Annotated in this window: 22 protein-coding genes; 13 read left to right on the top strand and 9 right to left on the bottom strand. The window is 63.8% G+C overall.

Annotation, left to right across the window (positions count from 1 at the left end; translation table 11 throughout):
- Window positions 1-241 precede the first annotated feature (241 nt).
- Together NKI69_RS29630 and NKI69_RS29635 are read left to right on the top strand one after the other, a co-directional pair.
- Window positions 242-1,465: an argininosuccinate synthase gene (locus NKI69_RS29630; RefSeq protein ID WP_352723072.1), complete on the top strand. Its 1,224-nt coding sequence runs from the start codon at window positions 242-244 to the stop codon at window positions 1,463-1,465.
- Window positions 1,466-1,470: 5 nt separating this feature from the next.
- On the top strand, window positions 1,471-1,992 hold the full coding sequence (locus NKI69_RS29635) for a hypothetical protein (RefSeq protein ID WP_352630977.1): 522 nt from the start codon (window positions 1,471-1,473) through the stop codon (window positions 1,990-1,992).
- A gap of 71 nt (window positions 1,993-2,063) precedes the next feature.
- Here the strand turns inward: NKI69_RS29635 and NKI69_RS29640 are convergent, their stop codons facing one another.
- A complete protein-coding gene (locus NKI69_RS29640) occupies window positions 2,064-2,861 on the bottom strand; it encodes a lytic murein transglycosylase (protein ID WP_352723074.1) in 798 nt (265 codons plus the stop codon).
- A gap of 141 nt (window positions 2,862-3,002) precedes the next feature.
- Here NKI69_RS29640 and NKI69_RS29645 point away from each other — a divergent pair, with 141 nt between their 5' ends.
- From NKI69_RS29645 to rpsP, 7 genes are all read left to right on the top strand, one after another.
- The gene (locus NKI69_RS29645; RefSeq protein ID WP_352723075.1) at window positions 3,003-4,253 is read left to right on the top strand and encodes a flavin monoamine oxidase family protein; all 1,251 of its coding nucleotides are present in this window, start codon (window positions 3,003-3,005) and stop codon (window positions 4,251-4,253) included.
- A gap of 176 nt (window positions 4,254-4,429) precedes the next feature.
- Window positions 4,430-5,527, top strand: coding sequence for a zinc-binding metallopeptidase family protein (locus NKI69_RS29650; protein WP_352723077.1), 1,098 nt, complete (start codon window positions 4,430-4,432; stop codon window positions 5,525-5,527).
- Window positions 5,528-5,590: 63 nt separating this feature from the next.
- Window positions 5,591-6,190: a DUF1236 domain-containing protein gene (locus NKI69_RS29655; protein WP_023811326.1), complete on the top strand. Its 600-nt coding sequence runs from the start codon at window positions 5,591-5,593 to the stop codon at window positions 6,188-6,190.
- Between the two features lie 171 nt (window positions 6,191-6,361).
- The gene (locus tag NKI69_RS29660) at window positions 6,362-7,312 is read left to right on the top strand and encodes a CPBP family intramembrane glutamic endopeptidase (RefSeq protein WP_352723078.1); all 951 of its coding nucleotides are present in this window, start codon (window positions 6,362-6,364) and stop codon (window positions 7,310-7,312) included.
- Window positions 7,313-7,589: 277 nt separating this feature from the next.
- Window positions 7,590-9,212: a signal recognition particle protein gene (gene ffh, locus NKI69_RS29665; protein WP_128304290.1), complete on the top strand. Its 1,623-nt coding sequence runs from the start codon at window positions 7,590-7,592 to the stop codon at window positions 9,210-9,212.
- A 7-nt stretch (window positions 9,213-9,219) separates the two neighbouring features.
- Complete coding sequence (locus NKI69_RS29670; RefSeq protein WP_023811329.1) at window positions 9,220-9,546, top strand: chorismate mutase; 327 nt, start codon at window positions 9,220-9,222, stop codon at window positions 9,544-9,546.
- A gap of 51 nt (window positions 9,547-9,597) precedes the next feature.
- Complete coding sequence (rpsP, locus tag NKI69_RS29675) at window positions 9,598-9,999, top strand: 30S ribosomal protein S16 (RefSeq protein ID WP_023811330.1); 402 nt, start codon at window positions 9,598-9,600, stop codon at window positions 9,997-9,999.
- Between the two features lie 81 nt (window positions 10,000-10,080).
- Here rpsP and NKI69_RS29680 read toward each other — a convergent pair whose 3' ends face one another.
- From NKI69_RS29680 to NKI69_RS29690, 3 genes are all read right to left on the bottom strand, one after another.
- Window positions 10,081-10,344 (bottom strand): YMGG-like glycine zipper-containing protein, encoded by a 264-nt coding sequence (locus tag NKI69_RS29680; protein ID WP_023811331.1) that lies wholly within the window; start codon window positions 10,342-10,344, stop codon window positions 10,081-10,083.
- Between the two features lie 133 nt (window positions 10,345-10,477).
- Window positions 10,478-10,888, bottom strand: coding sequence for a DoxX family protein (locus NKI69_RS29685; RefSeq protein WP_352555599.1), 411 nt, complete (start codon window positions 10,886-10,888; stop codon window positions 10,478-10,480).
- 109 nt (window positions 10,889-10,997) lie between these two features.
- On the bottom strand, window positions 10,998-11,927 hold the full coding sequence (locus NKI69_RS29690) for a bestrophin family protein (RefSeq protein WP_352612821.1): 930 nt from the start codon (window positions 11,925-11,927) through the stop codon (window positions 10,998-11,000).
- Between the two features lie 163 nt (window positions 11,928-12,090).
- On the opposite strand from NKI69_RS29690, the gene NKI69_RS29695 reads away from it, so the two are divergent.
- The gene (locus tag NKI69_RS29695) at window positions 12,091-12,498 is read left to right on the top strand and encodes an ACT domain-containing protein (protein WP_352555601.1); all 408 of its coding nucleotides are present in this window, start codon (window positions 12,091-12,093) and stop codon (window positions 12,496-12,498) included.
- A 174-nt stretch (window positions 12,499-12,672) separates the two neighbouring features.
- Here the strand turns inward: NKI69_RS29695 and NKI69_RS29700 are convergent, their stop codons facing one another.
- Entirely contained in the window at window positions 12,673-13,707 is a 1,035-nt protein-coding gene (locus NKI69_RS29700) for an aspartate-semialdehyde dehydrogenase (RefSeq protein ID WP_023814446.1), read from the bottom strand.
- 107 nt (window positions 13,708-13,814) lie between these two features.
- The gene (locus tag NKI69_RS29705) at window positions 13,815-14,018 is read right to left on the bottom strand and encodes a hypothetical protein (RefSeq protein WP_352723080.1); all 204 of its coding nucleotides are present in this window, start codon (window positions 14,016-14,018) and stop codon (window positions 13,815-13,817) included.
- A gap of 145 nt (window positions 14,019-14,163) precedes the next feature.
- On the opposite strand from NKI69_RS29705, the gene NKI69_RS29710 reads away from it, so the two are divergent.
- Window positions 14,164-16,038, top strand: coding sequence for a DEAD/DEAH box helicase (locus tag NKI69_RS29710; RefSeq protein ID WP_352723081.1), 1,875 nt, complete (start codon window positions 14,164-14,166; stop codon window positions 16,036-16,038).
- Between the two features lie 98 nt (window positions 16,039-16,136).
- Here NKI69_RS29710 and NKI69_RS29715 read toward each other — a convergent pair whose 3' ends face one another.
- Window positions 16,137-17,555, bottom strand: coding sequence for a glycosyltransferase (locus NKI69_RS29715; protein WP_352723083.1), 1,419 nt, complete (start codon window positions 17,553-17,555; stop codon window positions 16,137-16,139).
- A gap of 138 nt (window positions 17,556-17,693) precedes the next feature.
- Between NKI69_RS29715 and NKI69_RS29720 the strand changes: the two genes are divergently transcribed.
- On the top strand, window positions 17,694-18,404 hold the full coding sequence (locus tag NKI69_RS29720) for a DUF805 domain-containing protein (RefSeq protein ID WP_023814443.1): 711 nt from the start codon (window positions 17,694-17,696) through the stop codon (window positions 18,402-18,404).
- Window positions 18,405-18,467: 63 nt separating this feature from the next.
- On the top strand, window positions 18,468-19,130 hold the full coding sequence (locus tag NKI69_RS29725) for a DUF805 domain-containing protein (RefSeq protein WP_023814442.1): 663 nt from the start codon (window positions 18,468-18,470) through the stop codon (window positions 19,128-19,130).
- Here NKI69_RS29725 and NKI69_RS29730 read toward each other — a convergent pair.
- Window positions 19,127-19,603, bottom strand: coding sequence for a GNAT family N-acetyltransferase (locus NKI69_RS29730; protein ID WP_352723084.1), 477 nt, complete (start codon window positions 19,601-19,603; stop codon window positions 19,127-19,129). The two genes, NKI69_RS29725 and NKI69_RS29730, sit on opposite strands and share 4 nt — an antisense overlap.
- Window positions 19,604-19,607: 4 nt before the next feature.
- Window positions 19,608-20,711: a 3-isopropylmalate dehydrogenase gene (gene leuB, locus NKI69_RS29735; RefSeq protein WP_352723085.1), complete on the bottom strand. Its 1,104-nt coding sequence runs from the start codon at window positions 20,709-20,711 to the stop codon at window positions 19,608-19,610.
- Between the last annotated feature and the right edge of the window lie 356 nt (window positions 20,712-21,067).

Below are 21,067 nucleotides of genomic sequence, written 5' to 3' on the forward strand. Positions count from 1 at the left end.
TCGGCACTTCGCCTACACAGCTTGTCGTCATATTAGCGACGGAGCGTGAAAACTTGATTAAATCCCTCCAGCAAATGCAGCCCTTGATTGCAGCAGGTTGTTTTCCCTGCCCACCCCTCGCCATGGACTGGACCAGAAGCCATGCATGCACGTGTGCTTGCTCGCTCTGCCGTTCCTGCTAAAAGGCGCTGCGACAATCCGTGACGCCCAGGCTGGGGCGTCCGCCATCGACGGAGTAGAAATGTCCAAGGCCAAAGACGTCAAGAAGGTCGTGCTCGCCTATTCCGGCGGTCTCGACACATCCATCATCCTGAAATGGCTGCAGACTGAACTCGGCGCCGAAGTCGTGACTTTCACCGCCGATCTTGGCCAGGGCGGCGAACTCGAGCCGGCCCGTCGCAAGGCCGAGATGATGGGCATCAAGGACATCCGCGTCGTCGACGTGCGCGAGGAATTCGTGTCCGACTTCGTCTTCCCGATGTTTCGCGCCAACACCGTCTATGAAGGCACCTATCTGCTCGGCACCTCGATCGCGCGGCCGCTGATCTCCAAGCATCTGGTCGATATAGCCCGGGAAACCGGCGCCGACGCGATCGCGCATGGCGCCACCGGCAAGGGCAACGATCAGGTTCGCTTCGAGCTTTCAGCTTACGCACTGAACCCCGACATCAAGGTCATCGCGCCGTGGCGCGACTGGTCGTTCAAATCGCGTACCGACCTGATGAATTTCGCCGAGCAGCACCAGATCCCGGTGCCGAAGGACAAGAAGGGCGACGCACCGTTTTCGGTCGACGCCAACCTTTTGCATTCGTCCTCCGAGGGCAAGGTGCTGGAAGACCCGTGGGTGGAGCCGCCCGAATTCGTCCACCAGCGCACCGTTTCGCCGATGGACGCGCCTGATACCGTCACCGAGATCGAGATCGAGTTCCTGAAGGGCGATCCGATCGCGCTGAACGGCAAGAAACTGTCGCCGGCGACCATGCTGGCGGCACTCAACGATCTTGGCCGCGACAATGGCATCGGCCGGCTCGACCTGGTCGAGAACCGCTTCGTCGGCATGAAATCGCGCGGCGTCTACGAAACACCAGGCGGCACCATCCTGATATCAGCCCATCGCGCCATCGAATCGATCACGCTCGACCGAGGTGCCGCCCACCTCAAGGACGAGTTCATGCCGCGCTATGCCGAGCTGATCTACAACGGCTTCTGGTTCGCGCCCGAACGGCTGATGCTGCAGGCGATGATCGACAAGAGCCAGGAAGACGTCGAAGGCACGGTGCGCCTCAAGCTCTACAAGGGCAATGTCATGGTCACCGGCCGCAAGTCGAAGAAGACGCTTTATTCGGATGCGCTGGTCACCTTCGAGGACGATCGCGGCGCCTACGACCAGAAGGACGCCGCCGGCTTCATCCGCCTCAACGCGCTGAGGCTAAGGACGCTGGCCGCGCGCAGCCGCACCAAGTAGCGCGGATGCGCGGTTTCGGTCGCTGCTTGGCGCCGCTGGTTGTTCTGGCGACGCCGGCCGCCGGCCAGGAGTTCGACCCCGCCTCTCTCGACCTTCCGGCCCTGATCGAGTGCAGGGCGGACGTTCCGACCTACAACGACTTTGCCCTGTGGCTGTCCAGCGCACCAGGTGCCGTTGAAACGCTTGGCTGGAAGGAGGTTGCCTCGGGCAATCCGTTTCTCAGCCAATACGAACTGCCGGCCAAAATCCGCGTGTTCAACCGCGAGACGGGATCGATCGTGTTTACCGCAGCCGGGCCGATGGCCGTGCTCGATGGCATTGCGGCGCCAGAGCTTGCCAGGGAGCTCAATGTCATTGCCGTTTTTTCGACGCCGGAAAAATTCCTTGGCGAGAAGGTCGTTGTCCAAAGCACCGAAGAGTCGGAAGGATTGACCTTCTCCACGGGCATCAAGCTCAACGTCTCGACCGTCGAGTCGCACCCCGGCAAGACGCTGGCGGGCTGCTCCTACACGCTCGAAATCAAATGAAACCCGACATTCGCGCCGGGTTTCCGATCAAGTCAAAAATAGCCGGGGCCTTCTGCCCGGAGCATGATCCGTCAATCGCCGTCGATCGCCGTGGCAATGCGGGCGATGGCCTGCTGATAGACGCTCGCGGAATTCCAGCCGGCAATCGCGCCCATATTCGCACTCGCGCTCGCGCCCGCCCGCCAGCCATGCCCCTTGAGGAAGTTGGCGGTGGAAGCCAGCGCCGTGCTCTTGTCGCGCAGGTTTCCGCCACCGACGCCATATTTCAGGACGTTTCCGGGCAGGAACTGCGTGTGTCCGATCTCGCCATGCGCGGCCCCGACCGACGAGGCTGTCAACGCCCCGCGATCAACCAGCTTCAGGGCTGCGATGGCATGCGGGTAGAAGAACCCCGGCCGGCGGCAATCATAGGCAAGCGTCAAAATGGCAGAGACGGTGTTCTGGTTGCCCATGGCCGAACCGAAGCCGGTTTCCATACCCCAGATGGCGAGCAACACGCCCGGCGACACGCCGTAATTCGCTTCGATCTTGGAGAACAGCGCCGCATTCGACTTTTTCAGCGACCGGCCCTTGGAAATAATCGCTGCGCCACCGCGACGCCGCATGAAATCGTCCACCGAGCCGCTGAAGGCCTTGTGAATGCCGCGGTCGACTGAGATCGTCTTTGTCGCGTAGTTTGCCCCGGCCAGAGCGGCCAGCCCCTTGGCGCCTACACCTTTCGACCTGGCCTGCGCGGCAAAGTCCTGCTTCCAGGCGTCGAAGCCGGCGCCGGTCTTGCCGCAGCTGGCTGCCGCCTGTGCGCCCGTCGCCAGCGCAAGCACCGCCACCACGGCCGCTGCAAACATCTTTCCCTTGGCAAGAATTGCCATGTTGATCTCCTGGTTGCCTGAATCACGTCCCAATTGCGAACTTGCCAGCGAAACGCGCACTTGTCACTGTCACCGCTGCAATGCTGGCGAATGCCGTGGAATTTGCCTAGGATCAAGTGATTATTGTGGCAGGGGGGCTGCATGCAAGACGTTGATGTCGTCATCATCGGTGCCGGCTCGGCGGGTCTTGCCGCCGCCAGGAGCTTGCAGGCGGCGGGGCTTTCCTTCACGCTGCTCGAAGCGATAGACCGAATCGGCGGGCGAGCCTGGACCAGCGACCAGCATTTCGGCGTGCCTTTCGACATCGGCTGCGCCTGGCTGCATGCGGCCGACCGCAATCCCTATTTTCCCGAAGCCCAGGCGGCAGGCTGGACGTTGCATCATCACGACATGAACGTCGATCATCTCTACTACCGCGAGCGCAAGGCGAGCGAAGCGGAAGAAGCCGACATGAAGGCCGCCGACGCAAAGCTGTTCGAACTGCTGGCCAAGCATGAAGTGAAGGACGGAGATGACGATCGTCTTTCGGCGCTGTTGGCAAAAGGCCATGCACCGCGCGCCGCCGCCACCTTCGCCGGGCCGATGGATTTCGGTGCCGACGAGGACGAAATCTCGATCCTGGACTTCCAGGCCGCTGCCGATCTCGACCCGAACTACTTCAGCAAGGAGGGCCTTGGCGCGCTGGTAGCACGTTTCGGCGCCGGCGTGCCGGTCGAACTGTCGACGCCGGTGCGCAAGATCCTGTGGGACGTGCCCGGCGTCGCCTGCGTCACCGATCGCGGCGCCGTCCGCGCCAAAGCGGTGATCGTCACCGCTTCGCCGGCGGTGCTCGCCTTCGAGGAGATCGCGTTCTCGCCGGCCTTGCCCGACACGCATTTCGGCGCCTTCTTCGACCTGCCGATGGGCATGCTGACCAAATTGCCTGTCGAGATATCGGGCACAAGGCTCGGACTGCAGCCCTTCGACGACCTGCTGATCGAACGGATGGCAAGGCACGACATCTATTTCCTGTGTTTTCCGTTCGACCTCGACCTGATGGTCGGTTTCGTTGGCGGCGATTTCGCCTGGGAGCTGTCGGCGGCCGGTGAAGCGGCCGGCATCGACTTCGTCGTTGACCGGCTGTGCGGCATCTTCGGCGGCGATACGCGCAAGCATGTCGGACGCGCCATGATGACCAATTGGGGCGGCGAGCGCTTCGTGCGCGGTGCCTATGCCGCCGCTCGCCCCGGCCGTTCACTGGCGCGCGCCGCACTCATGCAGCCGGTGGCCGACAAGATCTTCTTCGCCGGCGAGCATCTGGCCGGTCCGCTGATGCAGACCTGTGGCGGCGCACGGCTGTCAGGCGAAGCGGTGGCAAGACAGGTTGTCACCCAGCTTGCGGCGAGGACATGATCCGAACCGAAGGACGGAACCAACGACAGGTGGAACCTGGTCTTCGCTTTGCGAAACCTCGTTCTGCAGAGATTATGTTCCAACAAGTTCGACAAAATGCGGAACGCCGCGCGGCTGTTCGCGTTGGGCACGGGCCGCCGTGACATCTATGTCACCTCCGGTGAATTGAGACCGACATGAAACTCTTCGACTGCCCCCATTGCGGCCATCGCATCTATTTCGAGAACGCCAAGTGCCTGAACTGCGGGAACCCGGTGCTCTACGATCCCGAGCACGCGCGCTTTGCGCTGGCGGGCGTCGACGGCGTCTTCCAGTGCACCAACGCCGACGAATGCGCCTGCAACTGGATGGCGGAACCGGGTCACGCTTTTTGCCGCGCCTGCGTGCTGAACCAGCTGATCCCGGATCTCTCCGTCGACGGCAACCGCCGCCGCTGGATCCGTGTCGAAGCGGCGAAGAAGCGCGCCATCTACTCGCTGCTGGCCTTCGGGCTGCCGGTAGTCCCCAAGCAGACCCCTGCCGACGAGGTCGGCCTGGCCTTCGACTTCCTCGCCGATCCGATCGGTGGCGGCCCTGGTGGCGAGCGGATCCTCACCGGCCACGACAATGGTTTGATCACGCTCAATGTCGCCGAGGCGGATTCGGCCGAGCGCGAGAAGCGGCGCGTCGAGATGGGCGAGAACTACCGCACCTTGCTCGGCCATTTCCGCCATGAGCTCGGGCACTATTACTGGGACCGCCTCATCCGCGACGATCCGCGCAGGCTCGAAGCTTTCCGCGCACTGTTCGGCGACGACCGCGCCGATTACGAACAGGCGCTGAAGGCCTATTATGCCGATGGTGCGCCGCCCGACTGGCAGCAGGGCCACATCTCGGCCTATGCGACCTCGCATCCTTGGGAGGACTGGGCCGAGACCTGGGCTCATCACCTGCACATCACCGACACGCTGGAAATGGTGCACGCACTGAACTTTCCGCTCGGCCGGCTGGAGACGGTGGAGGCCAACGACTTGCCGCGCGGCGACACCGGCGGCGAATTGCAGGCAGCACCCTCGGAGCCGGCGACCGCGCCGGAGCCTTTCGAAAAGATCCTTGCCCGCTGGCTGGTGCTGTCGGAGGCCTCCAATTCGATCAACCGCTGCATGGGCCTGCCCGACCTCTACCCCTTCGTCATTTCGGACGTCACGGCGCGGAAATTGGAATTCGTTCACGAACTTCTGACCGATTTGCCGAAAGAACACGGAACAAATCGTGAGTTGGCGCAGGCGCTTTAGCGGGAACGCATGAGCTGCTGCCCCGTTTTCGCTGGCGAGGGACCATGAAAACGGAGAGAAACCATGAAATCCCTATTGTTTCCTGCGGTAGCCGGAATGCTGACCGTGATGTCCGGCGCCGCGTTTGCCGATACCGCCGTCTCAGCCGTCACCGATCTTAACGTGCGCGCCGGGCCCGGCCCGCAATACCCTGTGATCGGCGTGCTCGCCGCCGGTCAGTCGGCAACGCTCAATGGCTGCATCGAAAACAGCAAATGGTGCACCATAGCCGAGGCCGGCGGCCAGGGCTGGGTCTATTCCGACTATGTGACGGCCGATATAGGCGGCAGCCGGGTGGTGCTGACGGAACGGCGCTCCAGCGTTGCTGTCGTCTCGCCGCCGGAGGACATCGGCAACTACTCGACCGATTATACCGGCGCGATCATCGCCAGCGATCCGGTCGTGGATGACTTCCCTTCGCCCCCGGCTGAAGTCCGCACCTATGTCGACACGCATCGCCTCGATCCCATCTATCTCGAAGGCGAAGTGGTGACCGGCGCGACCCTGCCCGACACCGTCGAGCTGCGCGAGATTCCGGACTACAATTACCGCTATGTCTATGTGAACGGCCAGCGGGCGCTGATCGATCCGCAGACCCGGCGCATCATGTACGTCGTTCGCTGACGACAAGCGGCACAAGCGGCCGCAGCGACAGCAGCGGCCGCCAGCAGGCGGCGCTGCCGCGCGGCGCTCTCCTGCGCCGACTTTGCTCTGGCTTAGTCTTTGCGGAAAACCATTCCGATTTTCCCGGCCATCGGTTAGTCAACAGGCGATGACTTTGGGAAGGGAGCCCGCGTGACCATCGATCCGGCCGCCTTCGAGCGTTACAGGCATTCGCCGAACGCCAGGACGACCTTGCCGCGCCTGTTGCTCGGAACGGGGATCGTGGTCCTTTTTTGGGCAGCAACCACCGTGGCCGTGCTGGTCGGCGGCACCTATGCCTTCATCGCCTGGCAGGCGACCCCATCATCCGGCATTCAGGGCTTCCTCGCTTCGCCCCTCGGCATCCTCACCGCGCTCGTCTCGTTTGCCGGCATCTGGATCGGCCTGTGGGTCGCGATGCGCTGGGTGCATGGCGAGAAGCTGTCGGCGCTGCTCGGCAACAGCCGACGAGTTTCATGGCCCGGCTTCCTCAAAGGGCTGATCGCGGTGCTGATCACGTCGTTCATATCCGAAATCCTGCTCTATCTGCTGCAGCCGCAGATCACGCGTGGCCCGATCAGCCTGTCGTCCTGGCTGCTGTTTGCGATCCCGATCGCCGCGCTTACCTTGGTGCAGACCTCTTCGGAAGAGCTGCTGTTTCGCGGCTACCTGCTGCGCGGTCTCGCCAGCCGGTTCACGAGCCCGTTCGTCTGGGCCCTGCTGCCGGCCCTGCTGTTCACCTCGCTGCATTGGAGTGCGAGTTCGTCACCAGCCATCAATGCTTGCGTGCTGGCGTCGATCGCCGCTTTCGCGCTGCTGCTGACACTTGTCGTCTACGCAACCGGCAATCTCGGCGCCGCCCTGGGTGCTCATCTCGGCAACAACCTGACCGGGTTTCTCTTGATCTCGCATCAGGAAAGCTACAATTCCTTCGCCCTGTTCAATGCCAGGCCGCTCGAAGGACCGGGCTGGGCGACCTCGGATGCGGTTCTCATCGCCTTCATCGGCATCGCCTGCAGCCTGCTGACCATCGTGCTGCTTCTACATCCGCGTTCGCCGCTCAAGGTCGCCGCCGAGCTTCCGGACCGGGCGAGCACGGCCTGATTGCAGGCCGGGAACGACGCAATCCGGTCTTTGTCTTGACTCCGCGGCCGATTTCCTGTCTACACGCCCCGAATTCCGCGACGAGTATCCCTCCGAGCAAGCCGACCAGGACGCCGAAGCCTCTTTGAGGTGAAGTGCTGTAAATCGATCCTGGAGGCCAACACCCGGCAGCGCTGAGCGCCCCCGGGTGCTTTTTGGTTTTGGCTTTTGGTTGGACACTGGGCGCGAACGCATTACCTCTCGGGCATCATCCGGATGCCAGGGAAAAGGAAAACGAATGTTTGAATCGCTACAGGAACGTCTTGGTTCGATCCTGAACGGCCTGACCGGCCGCGGAGCCCTGTCGGAGGCTGATGTCTCGGCGGCGCTGCGCGAGGTGCGCCGGGCGCTGCTCGAAGCAGACGTGGCGCTGGAAGTGGTGCGCTCCTTCACCGACAAGGTGCGCGAGAAGGCCGTCGGCGCTGCCGTGGTCAAGTCTATCAAGCCCGGCCAGATGGTCGTCAAGATCGTCCATGACGAACTGGTCGACATGCTCGGCGCCGAAGGCGTCGCCATCGATCTCAATGCCCCGGCGCCGGTCGTCATCATGATGGTCGGCCTGCAGGGTTCCGGCAAGACGACCACTTCGGCCAAGATCGCCAAGCGTCTTTCCGAGCGTCAGAACAAGAAGGTCCTGATGGCCTCGCTCGACACGCGGCGCCCCGCTGCGCAGGAGCAGCTGCGCCAGCTCGGCGAACAGGTCAAGGTCGCCACGCTGCCGATCATCGACGGCCAGTCGCCGGTCGACATCGCCCGCCGCGCCGTGCAGGCGGCCAAGCTCGGCGGCCACGACATCGTCATCCTCGACACCGCCGGCCGCACCCATATCGACGAGCCGCTGATGGTCGAGATGGCCGACATCAAGAAGGTGTCGAGCCCGCACGAAATCCTGCTGGTCGCCGATTCGCTGACCGGCCAGGACGCCGTCAACCTGGCCAAGAGCTTCGACGAGCGCGTCGGCATCACCGGCCTCGTCCTGACCCGCATGGACGGCGACGGCCGCGGTGGTGCTGCACTCTCCATGCGCGCCGTCACCGGCAAGCCGATCAAGCTGATCGGCACTGGCGAAAAGATGGACGGGCTGGAGGAATTCCACCCCAAGCGCATCGCCGACCGCATCCTCGGCATGGGCGACATTGTCTCGCTCGTCGAAAAGGCCGCCGAGAACATCGACGCCGAGCAGGCGGCGGCGATGGCCAAGAAGATGCAGTCGGGCAAGTTCGACCTGAACGATCTCGCCGGCCAGCTTCAGCAGATGTCGAAGATGGGCGGCATGGGCGGCATCATGGGCATGATGCCCGGCATGGGCAAGATGAAGGACCAGATGGCCGCCGCCGGTCTCGACGACAAGATGTTCGGCCGCCAGCTCGCCATCATCTCGTCGATGACCAAGGCCGAGCGCGCCAATCCCGATTTGCTCAAGCATTCGCGCAAGAAGCGCATCGCCGCCGGTTCCGGCACCGACGCGGCCGAAATCAACAAGCTGCTCAAGATGCATCGCGGCATGGCCGACATGATGAAGGCGATGGGCGGCAAGGGCAAAGGCGGCGGCCTGATGCGCGGCATGATGGGCGGCCTCGCCTCCAAGATGGGCCTCGGCGGCATGATGCCCGGCGGCCCCGGGGGCATGGGTGGCGGCATGATGGGCGGCGGCATGCCGGACCTGTCGAAGATGGACCCTAAGCAGCTCGAAGCCTTGCAGAAGCAGGCACAGGCAGCCGGCCTTGGCGGCGGCATGAAAGGCCTTCCCGGCGGCGGTGGCCTGCCCAGCGGCGTGCCAGGTCTGCCCGGCGGCATGAAACTCCCCGGGCTTCCCGGCCTCGGCGGTGGCGGGCTGCCCGGCCTTGGCAAGAAGAAGTGAGGACGCCATGAACGAAGAGAAGGACATGGCCGACGCCCGCGCTCTCCTGGCCGATTACCGCGCCTCGATCGACAACATCGACGCGGCCCTCATCCACATGCTGGCCGAGCGCTTCCGCTGCACCAAGGCGGTCGGTGTGCTGAAGGCGACGCATGGCCTGCCCCCGGCCGACCCGGCACGCGAGCAGCAGCAGATCGCCCGGCTTCGCCAGCTGGCGAAGGATGCCCATCTCGACCCGGATTTCGCGGAAAAATTCCTCAACTTCGTCGTCCGCGAAGTGATCCGCCACCACGAACAGATCGCCGCTTCCAACGGCGTGATGAAAGCCGGCTGAGAAACCAGCCACCAACCGATCAACCAAATCAGCCTTTTTAGGAGAAAATAAATGCCCTTGAAGATCCGACTGGCCCGTGCGGGCTCGAAGAAGCGTCCTTACTACCACGTCGTCATTGCCGACGCCCGTTCGCCGCGTGACGGCCGGTTCATCGAATCGATCGGCTCGTGGAACCCGCTGCTGCCCAAGGACGGCGAACGCGTCAAGGTCGACGCCGACCGCGTCAAGCATTGGCTGGCGCATGGCGCCCAGCCGACCGACCGCGTGCTGCGCTTCCTCGACGAGGCCGGCCTCGTCAAGCGCGACGCCCGTTCCAACCCGAAGAAGGCCGAGCCGGGCAAGAAGGCGCAGGAACGTGCTTCGCTCTTGAAGAAGGCGCAGGAAGACGCTGCTGCCGCGGCTGCGGCCGCCGCAGCAGCACCGGCCGAGGCGGAAGCCGCCACCGCCGAATAAGTATTGCCCTATCGCATCCAGGAAAACGGCGGGCCAAGGCCCGCCGTTTTGCTGTCCAGTTCTGTCTGTAAGAGCTGCCGATCAATAACCGCTCGGGCAGCGGTCGATGTAGACGCGGCCCCGCCGATCGCGATAGCGGCATTCGCCGCTCTCGCTTGCCCGGCCGATCAGCGCACCGGCAACGGCGCCGACAGCACCACCGACGACGGCGCCTTCAACCGGATCGCCAGCGACCGCCGCACCGACGGCAGCGCCACCGAGGCCGCCAACGGCCGCGCCTTTTTCCGTTTGCGAACAAGCGGCGAGCGGCACCAGAAGCGCCATCAAAAGCATCGTTTTCTTCATCGTCGTTCCTCTCCGATAGGAGCCGCCTCCGCCGCCAAGCGAATCTCTAACTCGCAACTCGGCGATTCGATCCCTAAGACATTGCCCGGCAAAGGGTTCCAGGCTTCGAGTTGAAGCGATGCTTCGAGCGGATCTATCGGCTGAACGGGATCAGCGCGCGGACCCTGGCATCGCGCAGATACAGGCCACCCCACAGAATAATGCCGAGATAGACGCCGAACAGAATGTGCGAGAACAGCGGGTTGTCGACGCGGACATTGGTGGCGATGGCGCCGCCCATATAGGCGGTGAGCAGGATGGCGCCGAGCACCGCGGTGCGCGGCAAGGCGTAGAGCGCGGTCGAGATCAGGCCGATGACGCCAAGCATGCGCGCGACATTGGCATCGGCCGGCCAGCCGAGCGGCACCATCGTCTGGGTGACGACATCGAGCGGCGGCAGCTTGATGACGCCGTCGAAGATCATGAACAGCACGATGACGCCGCTGAGCACGCGGCCGGTCCACAAAGCGCCCGGCGAGACGGGCGCGGTTTCGGAAATACTCATGGTGGTCCCTCCTGATGGTCGAGCCCTTTCGCAGGGGTCGACCCAAGGACGTGGCATGGGGCCGCGATCCGACAGCGGGGCGGATTCTTTTAAACCCGCGCGCCTTCGCCTACGAAAAATAGAACTTTTCCGCCGGGATCATCTTCGGCGGCGTTTCGCCCAGCGCCTCGAATACCGAGATCTCGCAGACGCGGCAGAGACCGTCGAGGGCGAGGTCGTTGGCCTCGGTGCCGAACGGATCCTCGAGCTCTTCCGAAAGCGCGTCGAGGCCGAAGAAGGTGTAGGCGATCAGCGCCGTGAACAGCGGCGTTGCCCAGCCGGCGGTCGAGATCAGGCCGATCGGCAGCAGCAGGCAGACGATATAGGCCGTGCGATGCACCAACAGCGTGTAGGCGAACGGCAAGGGCGTGCCGGCGATCCGCTCGCAGCCAGCCTGGATGGCGGCGATCGACGCGAGCCTCTCATCGAGGATACGAAAGCCGATCGTGTCGACGTCGCCCGCCCGGCGCTGGGCATTGGCACGCCGGCCCATGCGCCTGACCATCTCGTCCGCCGGATTGGAAAAGGCTGCTGCCTTGTCCGCCTCGGCGTCGATGAAGGCACGGGCATCCTTCATGCTGTCGATCTTGCGCAACTGCCCGCGCAGGAAATGACAGAAGGCGAGCGCTTCCATCAGCAAGGCGCGCTGTTCGGTCTGGTCCGGTATGAGGCTGGTGGTGGCGCGTGCCAGGTTGCGCATTTCGAAGACCAGCGCGCCCCACAGCTTGCGCGCCTCCCACCAACGGTCGTAGGCGGCGTTGTTGCGGAACGAGAGATAGATCGACAATGTCACGCCGACCAGGCCGAAAGGCGTGATGTTGAAGACGCTGAAATCAAGCTGGAACCGGCGCGCCACGGCCAGGATGATCGCGGAATAAAGCGCGAAGCCCAATATCTGCGGCAGGATGCGTGGCACGACCGAACCGCGCATGATGAAGAACAGCTGTAGGAATGTGGGGCGCGGGCGAACGATCATCGAAGGCCTTTCACGGACCGCCATCGGCCCTCACCTCCTTTATTGTGCGATGCGACAGCTCTGCAAGCCCAGCCACCAGCGACACCGCCATGTCGTCCTTGCAGCGCCTGGACTATCGGCACGCGCCGGTCGCGGATATTGAAGAGCACATGGGCTGCGGCCCATTTCTGCAAGCGAGAGAAACCGAATGACCGGCGAGACCGATCTGAAGACACTGCTGGCATCGATGACGCCGGAACTGCTCGCCGGCACCTATGTCTTCGCCATGCTGGCGCCCGGCGTCGTTCAGCCGGAAGGCCTCGAGCCGGTGATGATCTTTCGTGAGCGCGAGGGCGTGACACTGATCGTAACCGAGGAGAAGGCCATCGCTGCGGCACTGACCGCGTCATTCCGCTGCCGGATGGTCACGCTGAACATCCATTCGTCGCTGGAAGCCGTCGGCTTTCTCGCCGCCATCACCACGCGCCTCGCCGCCGCCGGCATGGGCGTGAACCCGGTTTCGGCCTTCTACCACGACCATCTGTTCGTGCCGGTCGACCGGGCGGAGGAAGCGCTGGGGCTGTTGAACCAGCTGGCCAGGGAGAACAGAGCGTAGCGCATCGGCCAGAGCTGCCGATCTCCCCCTCGTGGGGAGATCGGCATCCATCAATGCCTTCGCTAACCTTCAGCACCCGGCCGAAGGCCGAGCCCGCGACTGCGGGCCGCCGGTCGTCCGGCGCCCCCGCGGAGCGCCCGCCGCGGCAGCGGCGATACGGCCCGTGAGCGAAAACTAAGCCGCCTTCTTCTTCGGCTGGATCAGGCCGCGCTCGACCAGCAACTCGGCGATCTGCACTGCGTTGAGCGCCGCGCCCTTGCGCAGATTGTCGGAGACGATCCACATCGACAGGCCGTTGTCGATGGTCGAATCCTCGCGGATGCGCGAGATGAAGGTGGCGTCTTCGCCGGCCGATTCCAGCGGCGTGATGTAGCCGCCGTCCTCGCGCTTGTCCAAGACCTGACAGCCCGGCGCCTCGCGCAGGATATCGCGCGCCTCGTCGGCGGTGATCGGCTTTTCGAACTCGATGTTGACCGCTTCCGAATGGCCGATGAACACCGGCACGCGCACGCAGGTCGCCGTCAGCTTGATCTTGGGGTCGAGCATCTTCTTGGTCTCGGCGACCATCTTCCACTCTTCCTTGGTGGAGCCGTCATCAAGGAAGACATCGATGTGCGGGATGACGTTGAAGGCGATGCGCTTGGTGAACTTCTTGACCTCGACGCCATCGGCGACGAAGACCGCGCGGGTCTGGGTAAAGAGTTCGTCCATACCTTCCTTGCCGGCGCCCGACACCGACTGGTAGGTGGCGACAACGACACGCTTGATGGTGGCGAAGTCATGCAGCGGCTTCAATGCCACTACCAGCTGCGCCGTCGAGCAATTCGGATTGGCGATGATGTTCTTGCGCGTGAACAGCGAGATCGCGTCCGGGTTCACTTCCGGCACGATCAACGGCACGTCCTGATCGTAGCGGAAGGCCGACGAATTATCGATGACGACGCAGCCCTGCTTGCCGATCTTCGGCGACCATTCCTTGGAGACGCTGCCGCCAGCCGACATGATGCAGATGTCGGTGTCGGAAAAATCATACTGGTCGAGCGTCTTCACCTTCAGCGTGCGGTCGCCGAACGACACTTCCGTGCCCTGGCTGCGCCGCGACGCCAGCGCCACGACTTCGCTTACCGGAAAGCCGCGCTCTTCCAGTATGTTGAGCATTTCCCGGCCCACATTGCCCGTGGCGCCGACGATCGCTACCTTGAAACTCATCGAAAAATCTCCTGTCCCTCTCCGCTTGGTTTTTGGAGAAACCCGCTGGCCGATGCGGGTTCCGTCCCCCGGGCCGAACCCGGGAGAGGGTGGTTAGGCCAAGGGAGTCACACCGTTTTGGTGGTGGTTTTGGTAGTTTTTTTGGCCAAGAATGGGGTTTTGCTGGAACGAGGGGACGCGCCGACGCGCCCGGCCCAATGATGTGCATTGAGGCTGGGGGCATCGAATGCAAGAAGAGCCATCAAAAGGCCGCGCATCGAAAAACGATCCCGTTCAAAGCGGGCTTTTACGCGGTTTGCGTCAAGAGTCAATTGCGATGAGCGTCCTGTTGCCCTGTACAATGGCGGCGGCACGAAGTACGAACGGCATGACCATCCGGCTCATGGAGCGTCCCGACGCCCGCCGAAGACAGGCCCATTGCTGGGCATATAAGAATCCGAATTCCGAAAGAGTAAGATGTCCAACTTCGATGCACTCGTTCCCGCGCTGGCAAGGGCGCTGGAAAAACGCGGCTATTCCGAGCTGACGCCCGTCCAGAAGGCGGTTGTGGCGCCGGAACTCGGCGGGGCCGATGCGCTGGTTTCGGCGCAGACAGGCTCCGGCAAGACGGTGGCCTTCGGCCTCGCTCTGGCGCCGACCCTGCTTGAGGGCGCGGAGCGCTTTGGCCACGCCGCCGCACCGCTGGCGCTGGCGGTGGCGCCGACGCGCGAACTCGCCTTGCAGGTGACGCGCGAGCTGGAATGGCTCTACGAACTGACCGGCGCCACCGTGGCTTCCTGCGTCGGCGGCATGGACATGCGCTCGGAGCGGCGTGTGCTGGAGCGCGGCGCCCATATCGTCGTCGGCACGCCCGGCCGGCTGCGCGACCACATCACCCGGCGCTCGCTCGACATGTCGGCGCTGAAGGCGGTGGTGCTCGACGAGGCCGACGAGATGCTCGATCTGGGCTTTCGCGAAGACCTCGAATTCATCCTCGACGCCGCTCCTGCCGAACGCCGGACGCTGATGTTCTCGGCCACGGTGCCGCGCTCGATCGCCACGCTCGCGCAGGGCTATCAGCGCGATGCGGTGCGCATCTCGGCCGCCGGCGAGGAGAAGCAGCATCTCGACATCGAATACCGGGCGCTGAGCGTCGCCCAGCCCGACCGGGAAAATGCCATCATCAACGTTCTGCGCTATTACGAAGCCAAGAACGCGCTGGTGTTCTGCAACACGCGTGCCGCCGTCAATCATCTGACCGCGCGCTTCAACAACCGCAACTTCTCCGTCGTCGCCCTGTCGGGCGAGCTCAGCCAGAACGAGCGCAGCCATGCGCTGCAGGCGATGCGCGACGGCCGCGCAAAAGTCTGTATCGCCACCGATGTCGCGGCGCGCGGCATCGACCTGCCCAATCTCGAACTGGTCATCCACGCCGACCTGCCGACCAACCCGGAAACGCTGCTGCACCGCAGCGGTCGCACCGGCCGCGCCGGGCGCAAGGGCGTCAGCGCGCTGATCGTGCCCAACAGTGCTCGCAAGCGCACCGAGCGGCTGTTGCAGAACGCCGGCCTCAAGGCGACATGGGCGAGCCCGCCTTCGGCCGACGACGTGATGCGGCGCGACGACGAGCGCATCCTTGCCGATCCGGTTTTCGACGAACCGGTGAAGGAAGACGAGCGCGGTTTCATCGACGCGCTGCTCGCAAGACATGGCGCCGAGCAAGTGGCTGCCGCCTTCGTGCGCCAGTGCCGCGCCAGCCGCTCGGCCCCCGAGGACCTCATGGAGATCGCGCCCTTCACGCCGTCGCGTGAAAGACCGGCAGGCGAAGGTTTCGCGCGCCGCGACGAGGCGCCCAGCCGTCGCGACGATTTCGGTGACAGCGTCTGGTTCTCGTTGTCGATCGGGCGCCGGCAGAATGCCGAGCCGCGCTGGCTCATCCCGATGCTGTGCCGCACCGGCAGCATCTCGAAGCGCGAGATCGGCGCCATCAAGATGCAGCCGGAAGAGACCTACGTGCAGATATCAGCCGACTGGGCCGACCGCTTCCTCGCCGCGATCGGTCCCGACCGCAAGCTGCAAGGCAACATCCTGGTGAAGCGGCTCGACGGTACGCCCGATCTGTCGCGCGCCGGCTACCAGCCGCCAAGCCCCGACAAGAAACCGCATCGCGGCAAGGCGCCATTCGACCCCAACGCGCCGAAGCGCAAATTCGAAAAACGTGCACCGGCAGCAGTCGATCAGCGCCCGGCCGCCCCGCATGAGGCAAAGCCATGGGCGAAGAAGCCGGGCAAGCCGAAATTCGACACCACCGGCGCGCCCAAGCACAAGAAGGCGAAGAAGCGGCCCACCTAGAGCATTTCACCGTTTCACGGAAACGGCGATCTGCTCTAACTCTTTGTTTTGACGCAATTCTAGACGGAAAACCGCTTCACACTTTTCCTGGAATTGCTCTAGGACTTCGGCCGGAGGGACGCGCTTGCCTGCAGGCCAGCCTTGATGGCAGCCCAGCTGGCCGATGCCGGCGTCGGGCGATGCTGCTTTGCGATGCGTTCCGTCAGCGATGAGCGCCAGTCCGGGTCTTCCGCCATCCTGCGGATCGCAGCGTACCAGCCGGCCTGGTCATTGGAATCGATCGCCGGCATCAGCCCGCCGCTCGCCTCGATCAGCGACGGCGCGGTCGAGACGATGACGGGAACGCCGAAATCGAGACATTCCGAGGCGCCATAGCCCCAGCCCTCGATATGCGAGGGAAAGACGCCGAAGGAAGCGCTGCGATAATATCGGATGAGTTCCTCATCGCTGATCGCTCCGGTGAACGTAACCCGCTCGAGCAGTCTCGGATGGGCCTTGAGATAGGCGCGCAGCGGATCGATCATCCAGCCCCAGCGCCCGGCGCAGACGAGCCTCGGCAGCTTGACGCCTTCGTCGAGCGCCTGCTGCCATATCCGTGCCAGCAGGATGTGGTTCTTGCGCACTTCGATGGTCGAACAATAGAGCACGAATGGCTCGTCGGCCTCGATGCGCGAAGTCTCGCCCATGCGCGAAGCCGTCTCGTACAGGATGGAAGGCATCGGAAACCGGTATACCACCGGCTGCGTGACGCCTGCCTGTTGCATATGATCGGTCAGCGTCGAGCCAACTTCGTCCGATGCACAAAATGCCGGCGCGCCGGAACGCGCGAGGTGTTCGAGATATGACCCGAAACGCGCCTCGCCAGGGCTCATACCAACCAGGTCGGGGCGCAGTGTCGGTATGAGGTCGTGGCAAAGAAACGCGAGGCCGCCGGCGCGCCCGGAGACGGCGACTCGGTCGTCCCCGGTCAGAATGTGATGGCTGATCAGGACAAAGCCGCGTTCAGTCTCGGCCGGTTGACTTGGAACATCCTGACGCGGGGCCGACCGGACTCGCGCCCGCTGGTACAGACGATAGGCCCGGATCAGCAGCTTCGTCGCCTGATAGGCAATGCCTTTGCGGCCATGGGTCACCGTCTTGGCGAGATGGCGGTCGGCGTCGCGCTTGCCCCATGGCTGCTGCCTCACCGCTTCGAGGGCCTGCGACATCGCCGTGCGCCTCCCAGGCCATCGTTTGAGGCGCCAGGGTGAAATCTCGCCCGCCGCGACATGGTCCTGCTCGAAAGGAGCGAGGGGGCGAAACCGGCCTTCCCACGGTCGGAACGCCACCACCTCCACGCTAGGGTCGGGATCGGCCAGGGCTGCGCTGACGAGAAAGCTTTCCACCCGTGGGATGCCGACAAGTCCCTGGCCGGACGGCCAGAACGTCAGGCCGGTGGCGTCGATGGCCAGCCTGGGAGGTCTTCTTTCCCCTCCATCTTCATTTACGGTTTTACTGTCAGGACTCTCGACTGTCATGTCTGCTTCTGTCGAAGGCGGTTGCACTCGATGCCTTATGCTTCATTTGCCGCGAAGAGGGTAGCCATGCTGGCCGTCTTGCCCATCGGCACGGCCCTGTGCCACCTTCGGCTAGGACGTGGCGAGCGGGGGTGGCAAATGCGCGGCGAAGTGCTTCACTATGACGAGGTCCAGGGCTTCGGCTTCATCACCGGCGCCGACGGCAGCCAATACACCTTCACCCGAGAAAACCTGCGCCGTGAAACTGCCATGCGGAAGGGCGCGTCCGTCGAGTTTCAGGCGGGCGGCGGCCAGGCTCACGACGTCTTTTCGATTGCCGCCCAGACCGCTACTTCGGCCACTGACGCCGGCACGAACCCCGCACCGACTCAAGCCGGCAGCAAGGCCGCGGCAACCCCGCCCCCGGCACAGCATTTCGGCCGCTCCTCCGAGCCGGCCGAACCCAGCGATCTCTGGGGCTATTTCTGGCGCGGCGTGACGCAGAACTACTTCAATTTCGCCGGCCGCGCCCGCCGCAAGGAATATTGGGGCTACTGCCTGTTCTGGACGGTTTGCCTGCTGATCATCGGCGGCATCGGCCTGTACACCGATATGGATATGGGCGGTTTCGACAGTGATATTTCGGGCGCGATAACGGTCGGGCTGTGCGGCACGTTCCTGCTGGCGACACTGCTCCCTAGCCTCGGCATGATCGTGCGCCGGCTCCACGACATCGGCCTGTCAGGCTGGCTCAGCCTGCTGATCCTGATCCCGACCATCGGCAGCCTGATCATCCTGGTCTTCGCGCTGATCCCGACGCAGGCCCGGGAAAACCAGTGGGGGCCGGTGCCGGCGGGTGTCAGGATTTAGCCGCCACGTGTATTGCAATCACAAACAACCCTGGGTAGTATTTGCGCAACGCGGGGGAGAAACATGCGTGGCACGATATTCCACTACGATCAGGATCAGGACTACGGCTACATCGACGGAATCGACAGCAAGCGTTATATCTTTGCCCGTGACGATGTGAGCCATGAAGTGACCCTCGCCAGGGGCACCCTTGTCGAGTTTCAACCGGATGACGGTACGGCGCACGATATAGTCGCCGTCACCCCGACAGCGCCATCGCCAAGCACGGGCCAGCCACGCCGTTCGGCCGAGAGCAGGCCCGCCTATTCCATGGGTCTGTGGGCTTACTTCTGGCGCGCGATAATTGCGGACTATAGCAATTTCAAAGGTCGCGCCCGCCGCAAGGAATTCTGGGCCTTCTGGCTATTCTACACCCTCGGGATATTGGCGCTTCTAGGCTTCGGAATACTCGTTGACCTAGCGTTCAATGGCTTCAAAACCAATGCGGACAGGACGACGATGAGGGCCATAGGGCTCATACCCTTCCTGGTTTTCTTTTCGGGATTGATCCTGCCGTCGATTGCCCTCGTCGTGCGGCGTGTGCATGACGCGGGTCTGAGCGGCTGGTTTGCACTGCTGGGCTTCATCACTCCCATTGGCAGCATTGCCTTGCTGGTCTTCGGACTTCTGCCGTCCCAGGTGGGCGAAAATCCTTGGGGACCAGTGCCGGCAGGCGTCAGGATCTAGCCGCTTTTCAACGCCTCACCCGAAAGCCTGAGAAAGACCTTCTGGCCGTGGCGCTCGGCGCCAAGCCGGCCGTAAAAACGCAGCGCGCCCTCGTTCCAGTCCTCGGTGGTCAGGTCGATGCGGCCGATGCCTTCGCGCAGGCAATGATCGGCGAGAAAGCCGATCAGCGCCCGGCCGACGCCGGCGTTGCGGGCTTTGTCGCGCACGAACAGGTCCTTGAGGAACAGCAGCCGCTCGAGATCGATACCGGGGTGCGCGATCGCCACCGACGCCAGGCCGCTGACCTCGCCGTCGACGAAGGCAAGCGCGAAATGCGGATAGGCCGGGCTTTCCTCGCCAAGCCATTTTCGTGCGGCAGACACGGCCCGGCCGGCATCGAGAGGTGGCTGCCGGTAGTGAACCGCCATCTCGCACAATATGGCCGCGAGCGCCGTCGCGTCCTCGATCGTCGCCCAGCGGACGTCGACCGTCACGATATCAGCCCAGGAATTTGGCGATGATCGCGTCGCCCATCTCGACCGTACCGACCTCGGTCATGCCATCGGACATGATGTCTTTCGTCCGCAGGCCCGCGTCGAGCACAGCGGCGATCGCGCTTTCGACGCGGTCGGCTTCCTCGACCATGCCGAAGGAATAGCGCAGGCACATGGCGAAGGACGCGATCATGGCGATCGGGTTGGCGATGCCCTTGCCGGCGATGTCGGGGGCCGAGCCGTGCACCGGCTCGTACAGCGCCTTGCGCTTCTTGGTCTTCACGTCAGGCGCGCCGAGCGAGGCCGACGGCAGCATGCCGATCGAGCCGGTCAGCATGGCGGCGATGTCGGACAGCATGTCGCCGAACAGATTGTCGGTGACGATGACGTCGAACTGCTTTGGCCAGCGCACCAGCTGCATGCCGCCGGCATCGGCCAGCATGTGGTCGAGCTTGACGTCGGAATAGCGCGCCTTGTGGGTCTGGGTGACGACCTCGTTCCACAGCACGCCCGACTTCATCACATTGCGCTTTTCCATCGAAGTGACGTGGTTCTTGCGCGTGCGTGCCAGTTCGAAGGCGACGCCCGAAATGCGCTCGATCTCGAACGTGTCGTAGACCTGCGTGTCGATGCCGCGCTTCTGGCCGTTGCCGAGATCGATGATCTGCTTCGGCTCGCCGAAATAGACGCCGCCGGTCAGCTCGCGCACGATGAGGATGTCTAGACCCTCGACCACCTCCTGCTTGAGCGAGGAGGACGCCGCCAGCGCCGGATAGCAGATGGCCGGGCGCAGATTGGCGAACAGCTCCATGTCCTTGCGCAGGCGCAGCAGGCCGGCCTCAGGGCGCACCTCGTAGGGCACCGCATCCCATTTCGGACCGCCGACGGCGCCGAACAGCACCGCGTCGGCCGCCATCGCCTTTTCCATGTGGGCATCGGAGATCGCCGCGCCATGCGCGTCATAGGCGCAGCCGCCGACCAGCCCCTCATCGGTGGCAAAACCGCTGCCGAGCTTGTCGTTCATGACCGCGATCAGTTTCTTGACCTCGGCCATGGCCTCCGGACCGATGCCGTCGCCGGGGAGCAGGAAAAGATGCTTCGTTGCCATGGAGAAACCGTCCTGGAAAGAATTTGAACCGCGGCCTTGCTAAACGCCAAGCCGGTTGTGCGCAAGGGGACGAGAAGCGCTGCGACGCAAACAGGCGCGGCTGTTTGGCGCTATGCTACACCCCGCTGGCCTGCCCGCCTTCTCTGGACCTGGGTTCCTCGCCCCTGCTAAAGGCGGGGGAGAGGTGGCCGCGAAGCGGCTGGAGAGGGGGCTTTCGTAGGGCGCTGGCTTAGCACGCGCGCAATCGCTCGCCTGGATACGGCAGCGCCATTCCCCCTCTCCGTCTCGGCTTCGCCGAGCCACCTTGTATCTACACGAGAGAGATTTCGTGGGATTAGAGCGATTGAGCCAAGGTC

Source organism: Mesorhizobium sp. M0491, assembly GCF_040321265.1.
Lineage (GTDB): Bacteria > Pseudomonadota > Alphaproteobacteria > Rhizobiales > Rhizobiaceae > Mesorhizobium.

Excerpts from the sequence above, each read along its gene's own strand:
- NKI69_RS29700 (WP_023814446.1), bottom strand. The coding sequence starts at position 13,707 with ATGAGTTTCAAGGTAGCGATCGTCGGCGCCACGGGCAATGTGGGCCGG.
- NKI69_RS29655 (WP_023811326.1), top strand. The coding sequence starts at position 5,591 with ATGAAATCCCTATTGTTTCCTGCGGTAGCCGGAATGCTGACCGTGATG.
- NKI69_RS29650 (WP_352723077.1), top strand. The coding sequence starts at position 4,430 with ATGAAACTCTTCGACTGCCCCCATTGCGGCCATCGCATCTATTTCGAG.
- ffh (WP_128304290.1), top strand. The coding sequence starts at position 7,590 with ATGTTTGAATCGCTACAGGAACGTCTTGGTTCGATCCTGAACGGCCTG.
- NKI69_RS29720 (WP_023814443.1), top strand. The coding sequence starts at position 17,694 with ATGCGCGGCGAAGTGCTTCACTATGACGAGGTCCAGGGCTTCGGCTTC.
- NKI69_RS29710 (WP_352723081.1), top strand. The coding sequence starts at position 14,164 with ATGTCCAACTTCGATGCACTCGTTCCCGCGCTGGCAAGGGCGCTGGAA.
- NKI69_RS29690 (WP_352612821.1), bottom strand. The coding sequence starts at position 11,927 with ATGGCGGTCCGTGAAAGGCCTTCGATGATCGTTCGCCCGCGCCCCACA.
- NKI69_RS29630 (WP_352723072.1), top strand. The coding sequence starts at position 242 with ATGTCCAAGGCCAAAGACGTCAAGAAGGTCGTGCTCGCCTATTCCGGC.
- NKI69_RS29715 (WP_352723083.1), bottom strand. The coding sequence starts at position 17,555 with ATGACAGTCGAGAGTCCTGACAGTAAAACCGTAAATGAAGATGGAGGG.
- NKI69_RS29670 (WP_023811329.1), top strand. The coding sequence starts at position 9,220 with ATGAACGAAGAGAAGGACATGGCCGACGCCCGCGCTCTCCTGGCCGAT.
- NKI69_RS29725 (WP_023814442.1), top strand. The coding sequence starts at position 18,468 with ATGCGTGGCACGATATTCCACTACGATCAGGATCAGGACTACGGCTAC.
- NKI69_RS29640 (WP_352723074.1), bottom strand. The coding sequence starts at position 2,861 with ATGGCAATTCTTGCCAAGGGAAAGATGTTTGCAGCGGCCGTGGTGGCG.
- NKI69_RS29645 (WP_352723075.1), top strand. The coding sequence starts at position 3,003 with ATGCAAGACGTTGATGTCGTCATCATCGGTGCCGGCTCGGCGGGTCTT.
- NKI69_RS29635 (WP_352630977.1), top strand. The coding sequence starts at position 1,471 with ATGCGCGGTTTCGGTCGCTGCTTGGCGCCGCTGGTTGTTCTGGCGACG.
- NKI69_RS29685 (WP_352555599.1), bottom strand. The coding sequence starts at position 10,888 with ATGAGTATTTCCGAAACCGCGCCCGTCTCGCCGGGCGCTTTGTGGACC.
- rpsP (WP_023811330.1), top strand. The coding sequence starts at position 9,598 with ATGCCCTTGAAGATCCGACTGGCCCGTGCGGGCTCGAAGAAGCGTCCT.
- NKI69_RS29680 (WP_023811331.1), bottom strand. The coding sequence starts at position 10,344 with ATGAAGAAAACGATGCTTTTGATGGCGCTTCTGGTGCCGCTCGCCGCT.
- leuB (WP_352723085.1), bottom strand. The coding sequence starts at position 20,711 with ATGGCAACGAAGCATCTTTTCCTGCTCCCCGGCGACGGCATCGGTCCG.
- NKI69_RS29695 (WP_352555601.1), top strand. The coding sequence starts at position 12,091 with ATGACCGGCGAGACCGATCTGAAGACACTGCTGGCATCGATGACGCCG.